Below are 15,890 nucleotides of genomic sequence, written 5' to 3' on the forward strand. Positions count from 1 at the left end.
AGCCCGGCCAACAGGCTCGGGCGATTCTTCAGGGGGCCGGCCGATCCAACCGCCCCCTCATGGGCTTGATATGACTCAAGCCGTCATCAGCTCGTCGAAGGGCAGCGACTTGTCGGTGACCTTGGCCTGGGCCAGCACGAAATCGGTCACGTTGTTCTCGATGACCACGGCCTCCACCTCGGCCATGCGCTGGCGGTCCGACAGGTACCAGCGCACCACCTCGGCCGGCTTCTCGTAGGACTGGGCCATTTCCTCGATGTGGGCCTGCAGCTGTTCCGGCTTGGCCTGCAGGTTGTTGGCGCGCACCAGCTCGCCCACCACCAGGCCCAGGCGCACGCGCTTCTCGGCCTGCGGCGCGAAGATCTCGGCCGGGATCGGGGTCTTGTCGGCGTCCTTGATGCCGCGCTGCTTCAGGTCCTCGCGGGCACCGGCCACCAGACGCTCGGTTTCGGCGGTGATCAGGGCCTTGGGCAGGTCCAGCTCGGCCACCTTGACCAGGGCGTCCATCACGGCGGCCTTGTTGCGGGCCAGCACGCGGAACTTGACCTCGCGCTCCAGGTTCTTCTTCACGTCGGCGCGCAGGGCTTCGACCGTGCCGGCCTCGATGCCCAGGGACTTGACGAAGTCCTCGGTCACTTCGGGCAGATGCTGGGCCTCGACCTTCTTCATGGTCACCAGGAAGTCGGCCTCCTTGCCGGCCACGTCCTGACCGTGGTAGTCGGCCGGGAACTGCAGCGGGAAGGTCTTGGACTCACCAACCTTCATGCCGCGCACGGCAGCGTCGAACTGCTCCAGCATCTGGCCTTCACCGACCAGGAACTGGAAGCCTTCGGCCTTGCCGCCCTGGAAGGGCTCGCCGTCGATCTTGCCTTCGAAGTCGATGGTGACGCGGTCGCCAGCCTCGGCGCCCTGGTCGGCCGGACGCTGGGCGAAAGTGCGACGCTGCTTGCGCAGGATGTCCACGGTCTTGTCGATGGCGGCCTCGTCCACTTCGGCGGTCACGCGCTCGACCTCGGCGGTCGACAGATCACCCAGCTTCACTTCGGGATAGACCTCGAAGGTGGCGTCGAAGGCCATCTGGCCTTCCGGCGCTTCGTCCTTCTGGGTGATGTTGGGCACGCCGGCCACGCGCAGCTGGGCTTCATTGGCAGCCTGGGCAAAGGCCTGGCCCAGCTTGTCGTTCATGACTTCGTACTGCACCGAGTAGCCGTAGCGCTGGGCGACGACCGACATCGGCACCTTGCCGGGGCGGAAGCCATCGGCCTTAACGGTGCGGGCCAGCTTCTTCAGGCGGGCTTCGACTTCGGAGTTGATCTCGCTGGCCGCCAGCGTCAGGGTGATGCGGCGTTCGAGCTTCTCGAGGGTTTCAACGTTGACTGCCATGGTGCGAACTCTGATGTTGCGTGTACGAAAACGTCATGGGGGGTGGTGCGCGGAGCCGGACTCGAACCGGCACGCCCGTGAAGGCGTCAGGACCTAAACCTGGTGCGTCTACCAATTTCGCCACCCGCGCATTCCCGGCTCGGCGCGACGGCATCGACTGCCGCCGGCACGCCGGACCTGTCCCGATGACTGTTGTGTCGGAGCGGGCGCACGGCCTTTTCGGGCGCGAGCATCCACCCCGGGCGAACCGGTAAACCGCGTATTCTATCGGTCAACCGGCCTGCCGGACGCCACAGGGCGCCCGGGATGGCAAAAAGTGGCTCAGGCAACCGGCTTGAACGCCTCTGCCGAGGGGTGCCGCACCCGGAACCACGCGGCGTACATGGCCGGCAGCGCCAGCAAGGTCAGCGCCGTGGCGGCGATCAGCCCGCCCATGATGGCCACCGCCATCGGCCCCCAGAACACGCTGCGCGAGAGCGGAATCATGGCCAGCACCGCGGCCGCGGCCGTCAGCACGATGGGCCGGAAGCGCCGCACTGCCGATTCGACGATGGCCTCCCAGGCCGGCACGCCACGCAGACGGTCCTGCTCGATCTGGTCGATCAGGATCACCGAGTTGCGCATGATCATGCCCACCAGGGCGATGAAACCCAGCATGGCCACGAAGCCGAAGGGCCGGTCCAGCAGCAGCAGCGCGGCCGCCACGCCGGCGATGCCCAGCGGCGCGGTCAGCACCACCAGCATGGCGCGCGAGAAGCTCTGCAGCTGCAGCATCAGCAGCGTCAGCATCAGGAAGGCCATGACCGGCAGGCCGACCATGATGGAGCCTTGGCCCTTGGCGCTCTCCTCCACCGCGCCGGCCAACTCGATGCGCATGTCCGGCGGCATGCGCTGCTGCAGGGCCTGCAGTTGGGGCCACAGGGCCATGCTCACGGTGGCACCCTGCACGCCCTCAATGACATCGCCCTGCACGGTGATGGCGTACTTGCGGGCGTCGCGCCAGAGTACGCCGGGCTCCCAGCCCTGCTCCCAATGGGCGATCTGGCCGAGCGGAATGGCCCGGCCGCTGCTGGTAGCCACGTAGGTACTCTCGAGCTGGCTGACGCTGTGCCGCTCCTCGGGCGGCTGACGCAGCACGATGCCGATCAGCCGATCCTTCTCGCGGTACTGGCCGATGGTGCGGCCGCTGTACAGCGTCTGCGTAGCCTGGGCGATGGACTGGCTGGTGACACCCAGGGCGCGGGCCTTGTCCTGGTCCACCGACAGGTGCACCGCGCGCACCGGCTCGTTCCAGTTGTCGTTCACCCCGCGCATGCGGGCGTCCGCGCGCATCAGGGCCTTGACCTCGTCGGCCCAGTGGCGCACGGCCTGGGTGTCGTCACCGAGCACCCGGAACTGCACCGGATAGGCCACCGGAGGACCGTTGGGCAGCAGCTTGACCCGCCCCCGCACCTCCGGGAACTCGGTGGCCAGCAGTTCGGGCAGACGCTTGCGCAGGGCCTCTCGGGCCGCCAGATCCTTGCTCAGCAGAATGAACTGGCTGACGTTGGTCTGCGGGAAGATCTCATCGAGCGGCAGGTAGAAGCGCGGTACGCCACGGCCCACCCACTCGGCCACGGATGCCAGCCCCTGCTCCTGCAGCATGCGCTGCTCGAAGCGGCGCGCCACCCGCTCGCTGTCCTGGATGGTCGAGCCCTCGGGCAGCCACAGGTCCACCAGGATCTCCGGCCGGCTGGAATCGGGGAAGAACTGCTGCTGCACCCGGCCCATGCCCGCCACGCCCAGCACGAAGACCAGCACCGTGATGCCGATGGTCCACCAGCGGTGGCCCACGCACCAGTTCACCGCGGCGCGAAAGCGGTTGTAGAACGGCGTGTCGAAGAGTTCGTGCTCGCCCCCTTCGGCATGGACGGCCTTGGTGCGCAGCAGCCAGGCCCCCAAGTAGGGCACGAAGTAGACCGACACCACCCAGGAGATGACCAGGGCCGCCGCGGTCACCGCGAACATCGCGAAGGTGTATTCGCCCACGGTGGACTTGGCCATGCCGATGGGCAGGAAGCCGGTGGCGGTGATCAGGGTGCCGGTCAGCATCGGCATCGAGGTCACCTCGTAGGCATGGGTGGCGGCGTGCAGGCGGTCGTAGCCCTCCTCCAGCTTGCGCACCATCATCTCGACCGCGATGATCGCGTCGTCCACCAGCAGGCCCAGCGCCACGATCAGCGAGCCCAGCGAGATCTTGTGCAGGCCCACGCCCCAATAGAACATGGTGACGAAGGTGATGGCGAGCACCAGGGGGATGGTGATGGCCACCACCAACCCCGGCCAGACATCGATGCGCAGCGGCCGGGTGTGCAGCCCGAGGCTCAGAAAGCTCACCGCCAGCACCACCACCACCGCCTCGATCAGCACATGGACGAACTCGTTGATCGAGTGGCTCACGGCCTCGGGCTGGTTCTGGATCTGCCCCAGCGTCACCCCCACCGGCAACTCGGCCTGGATGGCCTTGACTTCCTTCTGCAGCGCCTCTCCCAGCGCGATGATGTCCCCGCCCTTGGCCATCGAGACGCCCAGCGCCACCACCGGATGCCCCTGGAAGCGCACCAGGGTGGTCGGTGGGTCCACATAGCCCCGATGGATGTCGGCAATGTCTCCCAGCTTGATGGTGCTGGCGACGCCGGTCGTCGGGTTCACCGCCCGGATGGGCATCTGGCGCAGCGCATCGATGGAATCCAGCGCCCCTTCCACCCGGATCTGCACATTGCGGCTGCCGGTGTCCACCACGCCAGCCGCTTGCACCGCGTTCTGGGCATTGAGCTGGGAGACCACCTGGTTCATGTCCAGCCCCAGCTGCGCCAGGCGCCGCGCCGAGATCTCGACCTTCACCTCTTCGGCCTGCACGCCAAACAGCGCCACCTTGGCCACGCTGGGCACGCGCAGCAGGCGCGAGCGCACATCCTCGGCGAAGACGCGCAGTTCCTCGTCCGAGAAGCCATCGGCCGAGAGCGCGAAGATGGAGCCGTACACATCCCCGAAGTCGTCGTTGAAATACGGCCCCTGCACCCCCGAAGGCAGCGTGGGCGCCATGTCGCCGATGCGCTTGCGCACCTGGTACCAGGCCTCGCTGACCTCCTTGGGCGGCGTCGAGTCCTTCACCTGGAACAGGGTCAGCGACTCACCCGGCTTGGTGTAGCTGCGGATGGTGTCCGCATAAGGCACTTCCTGCAGAGTGCGCTCGATCTTGTCGGTCACCTGCTCGGCCACCTGCTGGGCAGTGGCGCCGGGCCAGTAGGCCTGCACCACCATGGCCCGGAAGGTGAAGGGCGGGTCCTCGTCCTGCCCCAGCTGGAAGTAGGCGAACAGGCCCAGCACCATCAGCACCACCATCAGGTAGCGCGTCAGGGGCGCATGCTCCAGCGCCCAGCGGGAAACATTGAAGCGCTCGCGGCGCGGCTCTTGCGTCGGTTCCATCGTGTGTCCCCGCCTTCGCTCAGCGGGAAGCCGCCATCGCGGGCGGTGCCACGAAGCGCTTGACGACCTGCCCCGGAGCCAGCAGGTGGGTACCGGCGGTCACCACCTCGTCGCCGGCCTTCAGCCCCGAGGCCACGATCACTTCGGCGCCTTCCGTGCGGGCCACCTTCACCGGCTGCACCCTCACGCTCAGGCTGGCGCCGTCCAGCAGCCACACCGCGTCCTGACCGTTCTGGCTGAACAAGGCCGTCAGGGGCAGACGAATGACCCCGGCCTCCTCGGCGCGAGGCAGCGACACCGTGGCGGTGCGGCCCAGCCGCAGCTTGGCGGCACCGACATCGGCCTTGGCCAGGAAGGTGCGCGTGACCGGGTCGGCCGCCGCCGCCACCTCCCGCAGGGTGGCGGGCCAGCGCTCATCACTGCCCCAGGCCGTCACGTTCACAGCGCCCGGACGCCCCAGCAGCGCCCGCGCCGCATCCACCTGGGTCTCCGGCAAGGCGAAGACCGCGTCACGCGGCCCCTCCTGCGCCAAGCGCAGCACCGGCGTTCCGGCAGCCACCACCTGCCCCGGCTCCGCGGCCACGGCGGTGATCACCCCGGCGGTATCGGCGCGCAGCACGGCGTAGTCCGCCTGGTGACGCTGGACCTGATTCTGGGCACGGGCCTGGTCCCATTGGGCACGGGCCGACTTCTCCGCCGTCTGGTAGCGCTCCAGCTCGGCCGCGCCGATGAAGCCCTGCGCATACAGTGCTTGGAAGCGCTGCAGATTGGCCGCCGCCAGGTCCAGGTTGGTGCGTGCCGCAGCTTCGGCCGCCTGCGCAGAGGCCTGACCCAGTTGCAGATCCTGCGCATCCAGCCGCGCCAGCACCTGACCCGGCTTGACCGCCTGCCCCAACTCGACCAGCCGCTCCACCAGCTTGCCACCCACCCGGAAGCCGAGATCGGACTCGGTGCGGGCGCGGATCTCGGCGGCATAGGCCACCTCGGGCCGGGCATCGGCCTGGCCCAGCTTCAGGGTGCGCACCGCGCGCACGGGCTCGGGGGCGGCAGGCTTGGGCGCGCAGGCCACCAGCAGCGCCGCAGACAGCGCCGCCGTCACGACCAGGCCTTGGCGAAACGAGAGAATCGTCATGGATGTGGGACGGGCAAGCCGCCAGTTAATGACCAATCGGTCAGTAATGTAGGCAAGGCCAACCCGCACGTCAATCCGCATCGCGCAGGGCGAGGCCGACACCGCTGCAGCGACAATCCGCCGTTGTGAGCGTCGAACATTACGAGAACTTCCCGGTCGCCTCCTGGCTGTGCCCGCCAGCCCTGCGTCCGCCCATCACCGCGATCTACTGGTTCGCGCGCCGCGCTGACGACCTGGCTGACGAAGGCGATGCCCCGGCGGCACAGCGTCTGGCCGATCTGGCGGACTACCGCGCCGAGCTCCAGAAGGCCGCCCGGGGCGAGGCACCGGGCCCGCGCTGGGCTGGCGTCTTCACCCCGCTGGCAAGACAGATCCGCACCCATGCCCTGCCCGTGGCCCTGCTGGACGACCTGCTGCAGGCCTTCGTCCGCGACGTGCCCAACCCCCGGTATGCGGACCGACCGGCCCTGCTGGACTATTGCCGCCAGTCGGCCAACCCGGTCGGCCGCTTGCTGCTGCACCTGCACGGCATCAGGGATCCGGAGGCCCTGGCCCAGTCCGACGCCATCTGCAGCGCATTGCAACTGATCAACTTCTGGCAGGACCTGAGCGTGGACCTGCCCCGCGGGCGTTGCTACCTGACGGACGAAGACCTGGCCCGCCATGGCATCGACACGGCCCCCTTGCCCGCCACCGACACCCCGGCCACCCGGGCCCTGGTGGCCGACCTCTGTGCCTGGGCCCGCGCCATGATGCTGTCCGGTGCCCCCCTGGTGCACCGACTGCCCGGCCGGGCCGGCTGGGAATTGCGCGGGGTGGTGCAAGGCGGGCTGCGCATTCTGGAGAAAATCGACGCCATGCAGCATTGCAGCCTGACACGACGCCCCACGCTCGGCCCGGCCGACCTGGCCCTGATGACCTGGCGCAGCCTGTGGATGCGCCGCCAGACCGCTCCCGCCCAGCCATGACACCCCAGCAGTACGTCGAGCAGAAGGCCGCCGCCAGCGGTTCATCCTTCTACTACGCCTTCCTGTTCCTGCCGCCCGAGCGCCGCGCCGCCATCACCGCCTTCTACGCCTTCTGCCGCGAGGTGGACGATGTGGTGGACGAGGTGCACGACCCCAGCGTGGCCGCGGCCAAGCTGGCCTGGTGGCGACGCGAGGTGCAGCAGGCCTTTGCGGGCCAGCCCAGCCACCCGGCGATGCAGGCACTGATCCCCCTGGCCCCGACCTACGGGATCTCCGCCGATCATCTGGACCAGGTGATCCAGGGCTGCGAGATGGACCTGAGCCAGACCCGCTACCTGGACTATGCCGGCCTGCAGCGCTACTGCCACCTGGTGGCCGGCGTGGTGGGCGAAGTGGCCTGCAACATCTTCGGCCGCACGCAGGAGGCCACGGTGCGCTATGCCCACACCCTGGGCCTGGCTCTGCAGCTCACCAACATCATCCGCGACGTGGGCGACGACGCCCGGCGCGGCCGCATTTACCTGCCCATCGAGGACCTGCAACGCTTCGACGTGAAGGCCCATGAGCTGCTCAAGCGGGAATCGCCCTGGGGCTACAGCGACCGCTTCCAGGCGCTGATGCGTTTCCAGGCCGAGCGCGCCCACCGCTGCTATGACGAGGCCCTGGCCCTGCTGCCGGAGGTCGACCGCAAGGCCCAGAAGCCCGGCCTGATGATGGCCAACATCTACCACGACCTGCTGCGCGAAATCGAGCGGGGCGGCTTCCAGGTGCTGCACCAGCGCATCTCGCTGACGCCGCTGCGCAAGCTGTGGATTGCCGCGCGAACCCAGTGGCGCGGGCGATGAGCAACGCAGCCCCGGCGCGCCGGCTGGCCGTGATCGGCGCCGGCTGGGCCGGCCTTTCGACCGCCGTGCGCGCCACCGAGGCGGGCGCCCGGGTCGTCCTGTTCGACATGGCCCGCCAAGCCGGGGGACGCGCGCGCAGCACACCTCAGGATGGCCTGGACCTGGACAACGGCCAGCACATCCTGATCGGTGCCTACCGCGAGACCCTGGCCCTGATGCGCCAGGTTGGGGTCGATGTGGATCAGGGCTTCTGGCGGCAGCCGCTGGCCCTGGTGTCACCGGATGGCTTAGGCCTGCGCCTGCCGGGCGGCCCGGCCGTGCCGGCCTTCGTGCGCGGCGTGCTGGGCTGGTCGGAACTGCCCTGGCGCGCCCGCCTGGCTCTGTTGGCCCATGCCGCACGCTGGCGACTGGGTGGCTTTCGCTGCCCCGCCGACTGGAGTGTGGCCCGTCTTTGCGAGCACCTGCCCCGGGCCGCCTTCGACGCACTGATCGACCCGCTGTGCGTGGCGGCACTGAACACCCCGGCCCGGGAGGCCAGCGCCCAGGTGCTGCTGACCGTGCTGAAGGAGGCCTTGTTCGGCCCCCCGGGCGGCGCGGACCTCCTCCTGCCCAGGCGCCCGCTGCAGGACCTGCTGCCCGGCCCGGCGCTGGCCTGGCTGCAATCACATGGGACCCTGTGGCGGCCTGGCTGTCGGGTGCAGCATGTGGCACCCCAGGCCGGCGGCGGCTGGCAGGTGGACGGCGAAGCCTTCGACGCGGTGGTGCTGGCCTGCAGTGCCATCGAAGCGGCGCGACTGCTGGCCAGCCTGGCGCCGGAATGGTCGAGCACCGCCGCAGCGCTGGCCTACCAACCCATCGTCACCGTCTGGCTGCGGCACCCCGGCCTGCACTGGCCGCAGGCGATGATGTCCTTTCCGGCCCAGGCCACGCCCGGCCTGCCAGCCCCGGCCCAGTTCGGCTTCGACCTGGGGCGTCTGGGCCTGGCGCCCGACACCTTCGCGCTGGTGATCAGCGGTGCGGCCGAGTGGGTCGCTCGCGGGACGGAGGACACGGTGCAGGCCCTTCGCCGCCAACTGCAACACGCTTTTGCGGGCAGCACACCGGCCTGGCAGGACGAACGGGTGTCGCTGCTGGCCGTGCGCACCGAGAAGCGGGCCACCTTCGCCTGCACGCCCGACTTGCACCGACCATCGGCCAGCCCCCTGCCCGGTCTGGCGGTGGCGGGCGACTACGTGGCCGGTCCCTTCCCGGCCACGCTGGAGGGCGCCGTGCGCAGCGGACGCCTGGCCATCGAAGGCCTGCTGCAAGCTTGATTGGACGGCCTTCCATTTTGCTGCAGCGCAACAGTGGCGACGATTGACCTTTTCGCCATATAAAATCCGCACCTCTCTTGGTCGGATTGCCATGCAAAAGAAAGACCCGCAGACCCCGAGCATCCAGGTTCTCTCCCGTGCGTTCGCCTTGCTCGACGTACTGGCTTCCCAACAGGATCCGGTGCCGCTGAAGGACCTCAGCGAGCGTACCGGCCTGCATCCGTCCACCGCCCACCGCATCCTCAACGACCTGGCCGCCGGCCGGCTGGTGGACCGCCCTGAAGCGGGCACCTACCGCCTGGGCATGCGCCTGCTGGAACTGGGCAACCTGGTCAAGGCCCGGCTGGACGTGCGCGAGGCGGCCATCGGCCCGATGCGCGAGCTCAACCGCTTCACCAATCAACCGGTGAACCTGTCGGTGCGCCAGGGCGACGAGATCGTCTACATCGAGCGGACCTACAGCGAGCGCTCCGGCATGCAGGTGGTGCGGGCGGTGGGCGGCCGGGCCCCGCTGCACCTCACCTCCGTGGGCAAGCTCTTCCTGGCTTACGAGGAACCGCAACGGGTGCGCAGCTACGCCACCCGCACCGGGCTGAGCGGCCACACCCGCAACAGCCTGACCACCCTGCCTGCCCTGGAGCGCGAGCTCGCCCAGGTGCGCCGCCTGGCCGTGGCGCGGGACGACGAGGAACTGGAACTGGGCGTGCGCTGCATGGCCGCGGGCATTTTCGATGACCAGGGCAAGCTGGTGGCTGGCCTGTCGATCTCCGCCCCCAGCGACCGGCTGGAGGAATCCTGGATGGAGCGGGTCAAGGCGACGGCGGCCCAGATCTCCGCCGCCCTGGGTTATCGGGGCCCGAGCACCCCGACCACCGCCTGAGGCCGCCCGGCGCATCTGGGTCACATCATGAAAAAAGGCAGCCTTCATGGCTGCCTTTTTTTCATGGCCAATCCCGAGATTCAGCTCGTCGGCTTGAGCTTGCTGTCCAGCGTGCCGATCGGGGTGGGCGTGGTCGTGGCAGAGGTGGAGGGGTGGTTGCTCAGCAGCCACTTGCGGATGCGCTCGGCATCGGCAATGCGGGAATACTTGCCGGCCGAATCCAGCAGCACCATGATCAGCTTGCGCCCGGCCAGCTTGGTCTGCATCACCAGACACTGGCCAGCCTCGGTGATGTAGCCCGTCTTCTGGACACCGATGTCCCAGTTGGGGCTCTTCACCAACCGGTTGGTCGTGTGGTACTGCAGTTGCCGGGAACCCACCTCCACCTGGTATTCCGGCGAGGTGGAGAGCTCACGGATCAAGGGAACCTGGGCAGCCGCCTTCACCAGCACGGCCAGATCCTGCGCACTGGACTGGTTCTGGCTCGACAGGCCGGTCGGCTCCACATAGCGGGTGTCGTGCATGCCCAGTTGGCGCGCCTTGGCGTTCATCGCGGCCACGAAGGCCGAGATGCCACCGGGATAGGCGTGACCCAACGCGCTGGCCGCCCGGTTCTCAGAGGACATCAGCGCCAGATGCAGCATCTCGCCACGGGTCAGCTTCGTGCCCACACGCAGGCGCGAGGAACTCATCTTCTCGGTGTCGACATCATCCTGCGAGATGGTGATCGTCTCGTCCATCGGCAGATGTGCCTCGGTCACCACCATCGCCGTCATCAGCTTGGTGATGGAGGCGATGGGCAGCACGGCCTGGGAATTCTTGTTCAGCAGGACCTCGTTGGTGTCTTGGTCCAGCACATAGGCCACGCTGCTGCGCAAGGACAGCGGATCCTCGGTGTGGTGCAGGCCGTACATCTCGCCGAAGGAGCGGACCCCCGGGCTGAAGGAGGCGGGCTCCACCGGCTTGCGGGTGCTGGCCACGGCCTTGGTGGCCCGGGTGGGCTTGTGGGACGAGACCGATGCGGTGCGCGTGCGCGTCTTGCTGCTGGTCGTCGTCGACTTGGATTTGGACTTGGCTGCAGAGGACGCCGAAGAGGCCTTCTTGGCCTTGGCGTTCGAGGCCTTGCTGCCGGCCGTCGCCTTGGCCGAGGCACTGGCCTTGCGGTGGGAGGCGTCCTTGGCATCGGCCGCCCAGACTTGCGTCGCTGTCACCGACGCCAACAAGCAGCAGACCGCCAACCAAGCCTTGCGAAATTTCATCTTCATTCCTCGCGTCGCCTCTCGCGATCCAACGTCCTCAACGGTGCGCTAACCCGCACAGGCATGACCAAAATCATTCTTACGGGAGAATTATCCTCCCGAAGAAGCCGACGGCGCAATGAAAAAGACATGCAAGACGCCAACTTGCACGTCATTTTTCAAGTACGGACGCTGGTCAACCCTGGGCGGGGACGCGCTCGACGCCGGCGTGCAGCTTGCTCAACGCGGACAGGTACGCCTTGGCTGACGCCACGACGATGTCCGGATCCGAGCCGACGCCGTTGACGATGCGACCACCCAACTGCAGACGGAATGTCACCTCGCCCTGGGATTCTGTGCTGCCCGAGGTGATCGCGTTGACCGAATAAAGCACCATCTCGGCACCACTTTGGACCTTGGACTCGATCGCCTTGAGGGTCGCATCCACCGGCCCGTTGCCGTCGCTCTCGACCACCACCTCTTCGCCCCCGACCATAAGCACGACACGTGCCTGCGGACGCTCGCCGGTTTCGGAGTGCTGGGACAGCGAGACGAAGCGGTAGTGATCCGGCTCGGCGGCGCGGGCGCTGTCGCCCACCAGGGCAATGATGTCTTCGTCGAAGATCTCGCTCTTGCGGTCGGCCAGGTCCTTGAAACGGGCAAAGGCGGCGTTCAGATCGGCTTCCGAGGCGACATCCACGCCCAGTTCCTGCAGGCGCTGCTTGAAGGCATTGCGGCCCGAGAGCTTGCCCAGCACCAGCTTGTTGGCCGCCCAGCCCACGTCCTCGGCCCGCATGATCTCGTAGGTGTCACGGGCCTTGAGCACGCCGTCCTGGTGGATGCCCGAGGCATGGGCGAAGGCGTTCGCGCCGACCACGGCCTTGTTGGGCTGCACCACGAAACCGGTGGTCTGGCTGACCAGGCGCGAGGCCGGCACGATCTGGGAAGTGTCGATGCCCACGTCCAGGCCGAAGTAGTCGCGGCGGGTCTTGACCGCCATGACCACCTCTTCCAGCGAACAGTTGCCCGCCCGCTCGCCCAGGCCGTTGATGGTGCACTCCACCTGACGGGCGCCGCCGATCTTCACACCGGCCAGCGAATTGGCCACCGCCATGCCCAAGTCGTTGTGGCAGTGCACGGACCAGATGGCCTTGTCGGAGTTGGGCACCTTCTCCCGCAGCTGGCGGATGAAGTTGCCGTACAGCTCGGGGATGGCGTAGCCCACCGTGTCCGGGATGTTGATGGTGGTGGCGCCTTCGGCGATCACCGCCTCCACCACGCGGGCCAGGAAGTCCAGCTCCGAGCGATAGCCGTCCTCGGCCGAGAATTCGATGTCGCCACACAGGTTGCGGGCAAAGCGCACCGACAGGCGGGCCTGTTCCAACACCTCTTCCGGCGACATCCGCAGCTTCTTCTCCATGTGCAGCGGGCTGGTGGCAATGAAGGTGTGGATGCGGCTGCGGGCGGCACCGGCCAGCGCCTCGGCGGCCCGGCTGATGTCGCGGTCGTTGGCGCGGGCCAGCGAGCAGACGGTGGACTCCTTGATCTGCCCGGCAATCGCCCGCACGGCCTCGAAGTCGCCGTTGGAGGCCGCGGCAAAACCGGCTTCGATCACGTCGACACGCAGACGCTCCAGCTGACGTGCGATGCGCACCTTCTCCTCGCGGGTCATCGAGGCACCGGGGGACTGCTCACCGTCGCGCAGGGTGGTGTCGAAAATGATGAGCTTGTCGGTCATGCGGGAATCTCCTGGAACGCGGCGGCAGCCGGGGCGGCTGCGCGGGGGAAGCGACGGTCAAAGGTCATGGACATCTCCGGGGAAGGTGCACGCAGCCGGAGGACAAAGAAAAACGGCCCGCTGCGATGCGCTGGCGGGCCGTGATCCGAAAAATGGTTCGGTGAACTTCGATGGACGTGTTCGATCAGCGTGCCCGCAGACTGGCTAGGGGCAGCGATAGCAGCAGAGCGCGGGCCATCACGATCGAGTTCATGGTTTGAGTATACCGCCTCAGTGCAGGCCGCGCTCGTCGGGTTCGTCCTTGGAGGTGGAGATCACGCTCACCGGCTTGCCCTTCAGGCGCTTGTAGCCGTAGACCACGTAGCCGGAAACACCGTACACGCAGAACAGGCCGAACAACACGATGGGCGGGTGGATGGTGATCACCGCGAAACCCAGCGCGATCAGCACGATCACGATGAAGGGCACGCTGCGCTTGAGGCTGATGTCCTTGAAGCTGTAGAAGGGCACGTTGGTGACCATGGTCAGCCCGGCATAGAGCGCAAAGGCGAAGGCCGTCCAGGTCAGGGCCGGCGAGCCCACCACGTCCTTGACGCCATGGTCGTCGACCACCCAGATGAAGCCCACCACCATGGCCGCCGCGGCCGGGCTGGGCATGCCCTGGAAGAAGCGCTTGTCGACGATGCCGATGTTGGTGTTGAAGCGGGCCAGGCGCAGGGCCGCGCAGGCGCAATACACGAAGGCGGCAATCCAGCCGGCCTTGCCCAGGCCCTTCAGGGCCCATTCGTAGACGATCAGCGCTGGCGCCGCGCCAAAGCAGACCATGTCGGACAGGCTGTCCATCTGCTCGCCGAAGGCGCTCTGGGTGTTGGTCATGCGCGCCACGCGGCCGTCCAGGCTGTCCAGCACGGCCGCACAGAAGATGCCCACGGCCGCCATGTCGAAGCGGGCGTTCATGGCCATCACGACGGCATAGAAGCCGCCGAAGAGCGCACCCAGGGTGAAGAGATTCGGAAGGATGTAGATGCCACGACGCCGACGGCGCGGCGGCATGTCGTCCAGGTCCTGGTCATCATCGTCCAGGGCGTCCGGAACGTTCGGGGTCAAATCGGTCATAAGGGGAAAGGATAACTCAGCGCCCGGCCCCGGCACGGCCAGAAACGACACGGGCCGCCCGAAGGCGGCCCGCTTCTCGCAGTCAGGCGGCCCAAGCCACCTGCCACGATCAGTTGCGGCTCTTGTCGACCAGCTTGTTGGCCTTGATCCAGGGCATCATGGCGCGCAGCTTCTCGCCCACCACCTCGATCTGGTGCTCGGCGGTCAGGCGGCGGCGCGAGGTCAGCGTCGGGGCGCCGGCCTTGTTTTCCAGGATGAAGCTCTTGGCGTACTCACCGGTCTGGATGTCCTTCAGGCACTGACGCATCGCGTTCTTGGTGTCTTCGGTGACCACGCGCGGGCCCGTCACGTACTCACCGTACTCGGCGTTGTTCGAGATCGAGTAGTTCATGTTGCCAATGCCGCCTTCGTAGATCAGGTCGACGATCAGCTTGAGCTCGTGCAGGCACTCGAAGTAGGCCATCTCGGGCGCGTAACCGGCTTCGGTCAGCGTCTCGAAGCCGGCCTTGATCAGCTCGACAGCGCCACCGCACAGCACGGCCTGCTCGCCGAACAGGTCGGTTTCGGTCTCTTCGCGGAAGGTGGTTTCGATGATGCCGGCCTTGCCGCCGCCGTTGGCCACGGCGTAGCTCAGGGCCAGGTCACGCGCCTTGCCGGTCTTGTCGGCGTAGACGGCGATCAGGTGCGGCACACCGCCACCCTGGGCATAGGTGCCGCGCACGGTGTGGCCGGGGGCCTTGGGGGCCACCATCCAGACGTCCACGTCCTCGCGCGGCACGACCTGGTTGTAGTGCACGTTGAAGCCGTGGGCGAAGGCCAGCGAGGCGCCGGGCTTCAGGTTGGGGGCCACCTGGCTGTTGTACACGTCGGCGATCTGCTCGTCGGGCAGCAGGATCATCACGACGTCGGCGGTCTTCACCGCGTCGGCGATCTCGGCGACCTTCAGGCCGGCGTTTTCAGCCTTGCTCCAGGAGGCGCCGCCCTTGCGCAGGCCGACGGTGACCTTCACGCCGCTGTCGTTCAGGTTCAGCGCGTGGGCGTGGCCTTGCGAGCCGTAGCCGATGATGGTGACGTTCTTGCCCTTGATGAGGGAGAGGTCGGCGTCCTTGTCGTAGTAAACCTTCATGGGATGTCTCTTCTTCGGTTGAAGTCAGGTCAGATAGCGGGATGGAGCGATCGCGGGGATCAGACGCGCAGGATGCGCTCGCCGCGACCGATCCCGCTGGAGCCGGTGCGCACGGTTTCGAGGATGGCGGTGCGGTCGATCGCCTCGATGAAGGCGTCGAGCTTGCCGGCATCCCCGGTCAGTTCGATGGTGTAGCTCTTCTCGGTCACGTCGATGATGCGGCCACGGAAGATGTCGGCCATGCGCTTCATCTCCTCGCGTTCCTTGCCCACGGCGCGGACCTTGATCAGCATGAGCTCGCGCTCGGTGTAGTGGCCTTCGGTCAGGTCCACGACCTTGACCACGTCGACCAGGCGATTCAGGTGCTTGGTGATCTGCTCGATCACCTCGTCGGAACCGGTGGTGACCACCGTCATGCGCGACAGCGACGGATCTTCCGTCGGCGCCACGGTGAGGCTCTCGATGTTGTAGCCGCGGGCAGAAAACAATGCCACCACGCGGGACAGGGCGCCGGGCTCGTTCTCGAGCAGCACGGCGATGATGTGTTTCATGTGCAGTCTCCTGACGCGCTCTTCAGACCGACGGCGGTAACCGTCGTCCCTTGGCCACGTCGCTAGGCACGGTTGGGAAGAAGTGGTCCTCGGCTGGGAACCTGCCCTCCCCGGCGCCAGCAGTGGTGCGGT

The 15,890-nt window shown here is 67.5% G+C and carries 12 protein-coding genes and 1 tRNA gene; 4 read left to right on the top strand and 9 right to left on the bottom strand.

Annotated features, from left to right (window positions below):
* Window positions 1–75: 75 nt before the first annotated feature.
* From tig to LRM40_RS11260, 4 genes are all read right to left on the bottom strand, one after another.
* Window positions 76–1,383, bottom strand: coding sequence for a trigger factor (gene tig, locus LRM40_RS11245; protein WP_151124171.1), 1,308 nt, complete (start codon window positions 1,381–1,383; stop codon window positions 76–78).
* Window positions 1,384–1,426: 43 nt separating this feature from the next.
* Window positions 1,427–1,513: transfer RNA gene (locus tag LRM40_RS11250), tRNA-Leu, on the bottom strand.
* A 191-nt stretch (window positions 1,514–1,704) separates the two neighbouring features.
* A complete protein-coding gene (locus LRM40_RS11255; RefSeq protein ID WP_151124170.1) occupies window positions 1,705–4,851 on the bottom strand; it encodes an efflux RND transporter permease subunit in 3,147 nt (1,048 codons plus the stop codon).
* A gap of 19 nt (window positions 4,852–4,870) precedes the next feature.
* Window positions 4,871–5,983 (bottom strand): efflux RND transporter periplasmic adaptor subunit, encoded by a 1,113-nt coding sequence (locus LRM40_RS11260; RefSeq protein WP_151124169.1) that lies wholly within the window; start codon window positions 5,981–5,983, stop codon window positions 4,871–4,873.
* A gap of 125 nt (window positions 5,984–6,108) precedes the next feature.
* Between LRM40_RS11260 and hpnC the strand changes: the two genes are divergently transcribed.
* The 4 genes from hpnC to LRM40_RS11280 all read left to right on the top strand — a co-directional run bounded on the left by hpnC (window position 6,109) and on the right by LRM40_RS11280 (window position 9,989).
* Window positions 6,109–6,951, top strand: coding sequence for a squalene synthase HpnC (gene hpnC, locus LRM40_RS11265; protein ID WP_151124168.1), 843 nt, complete (start codon window positions 6,109–6,111; stop codon window positions 6,949–6,951).
* The gene (gene hpnD / locus LRM40_RS11270; protein WP_151124167.1) at window positions 6,948–7,796 is read left to right on the top strand and encodes a presqualene diphosphate synthase HpnD; all 849 of its coding nucleotides are present in this window, start codon (window positions 6,948–6,950) and stop codon (window positions 7,794–7,796) included. The genes hpnC and hpnD overlap by 4 nt, the downstream gene beginning before the upstream one ends.
* Window positions 7,793–9,109 carry a hydroxysqualene dehydroxylase HpnE gene (hpnE, locus tag LRM40_RS11275; RefSeq protein ID WP_151124166.1) on the top strand — a complete coding sequence of 439 codons (1,317 nt, stop codon included), beginning with the start codon at window positions 7,793–7,795 and terminating at the stop codon, window positions 9,107–9,109. Before hpnD ends, hpnE begins: the two co-directional genes overlap by 4 nt.
* Before the next feature lie 91 nt (window positions 9,110–9,200).
* A complete protein-coding gene (locus LRM40_RS11280) occupies window positions 9,201–9,989 on the top strand; it encodes an IclR family transcriptional regulator (protein WP_151124165.1) in 789 nt (262 codons plus the stop codon).
* 80 nt (window positions 9,990–10,069) lie between these two features.
* Here the strand turns inward: LRM40_RS11280 and pbpG are convergent, their stop codons facing one another.
* From pbpG to ilvN, 5 genes are all read right to left on the bottom strand, one after another.
* On the bottom strand, window positions 10,070–11,200 hold the full coding sequence (gene pbpG, locus LRM40_RS11285) for a D-alanyl-D-alanine endopeptidase (RefSeq protein WP_231067513.1): 1,131 nt from the start codon (window positions 11,198–11,200) through the stop codon (window positions 10,070–10,072).
* 223 nt (window positions 11,201–11,423) lie between these two features.
* Window positions 11,424–12,965 carry a 2-isopropylmalate synthase gene (locus LRM40_RS11290; RefSeq protein WP_151124163.1) on the bottom strand — a complete coding sequence of 514 codons (1,542 nt, stop codon included), beginning with the start codon at window positions 12,963–12,965 and terminating at the stop codon, window positions 11,424–11,426.
* A 270-nt stretch (window positions 12,966–13,235) separates the two neighbouring features.
* A complete protein-coding gene (gene pssA / locus LRM40_RS11295; protein WP_231067838.1) occupies window positions 13,236–14,018 on the bottom strand; it encodes a CDP-diacylglycerol--serine O-phosphatidyltransferase in 783 nt (260 codons plus the stop codon).
* Between the two features lie 172 nt (window positions 14,019–14,190).
* Window positions 14,191–15,207: a ketol-acid reductoisomerase gene (ilvC, locus tag LRM40_RS11300; protein ID WP_022979883.1), complete on the bottom strand. Its 1,017-nt coding sequence runs from the start codon at window positions 15,205–15,207 to the stop codon at window positions 14,191–14,193.
* 59 nt (window positions 15,208–15,266) lie between these two features.
* Window positions 15,267–15,758 (bottom strand): acetolactate synthase small subunit, encoded by a 492-nt coding sequence (ilvN, locus tag LRM40_RS11305; RefSeq protein ID WP_022979884.1) that lies wholly within the window; start codon window positions 15,756–15,758, stop codon window positions 15,267–15,269.
* Between the last annotated feature and the right edge of the window lie 132 nt (window positions 15,759–15,890).

The organism is Ideonella dechloratans (genome assembly GCF_021049305.1).
Lineage (GTDB): Bacteria > Pseudomonadota > Gammaproteobacteria > Burkholderiales > Burkholderiaceae_C > Ideonella > Ideonella dechloratans.

Coding starts and splice junctions, on each gene's coding strand:
- hpnD (WP_151124167.1), top strand. CDS start 6,948: ATGACACCCCAGCAGTACGTCGAGCAGAAGGCCGCCGCCAGCGGTTCA.
- LRM40_RS11255 (WP_151124170.1), bottom strand. CDS start 4,851: ATGGAACCGACGCAAGAGCCGCGCCGCGAGCGCTTCAATGTTTCCCGC.
- LRM40_RS11280 (WP_151124165.1), top strand. CDS start 9,201: ATGCAAAAGAAAGACCCGCAGACCCCGAGCATCCAGGTTCTCTCCCGT.
- hpnE (WP_151124166.1), top strand. CDS start 7,793: ATGAGCAACGCAGCCCCGGCGCGCCGGCTGGCCGTGATCGGCGCCGGC.
- ilvN (WP_022979884.1), bottom strand. CDS start 15,758: ATGAAACACATCATCGCCGTGCTGCTCGAGAACGAGCCCGGCGCCCTG.
- LRM40_RS11290 (WP_151124163.1), bottom strand. CDS start 12,965: ATGACCGACAAGCTCATCATTTTCGACACCACCCTGCGCGACGGTGAG.
- ilvC (WP_022979883.1), bottom strand. CDS start 15,207: ATGAAGGTTTACTACGACAAGGACGCCGACCTCTCCCTCATCAAGGGC.
- LRM40_RS11260 (WP_151124169.1), bottom strand. CDS start 5,983: ATGACGATTCTCTCGTTTCGCCAAGGCCTGGTCGTGACGGCGGCGCTG.
- tig (WP_151124171.1), bottom strand. CDS start 1,383: ATGGCAGTCAACGTTGAAACCCTCGAGAAGCTCGAACGCCGCATCACC.
- pssA (WP_231067838.1), bottom strand. CDS start 14,018: ATGCCGCCGCGCCGTCGGCGTCGTGGCATCTACATCCTTCCGAATCTC.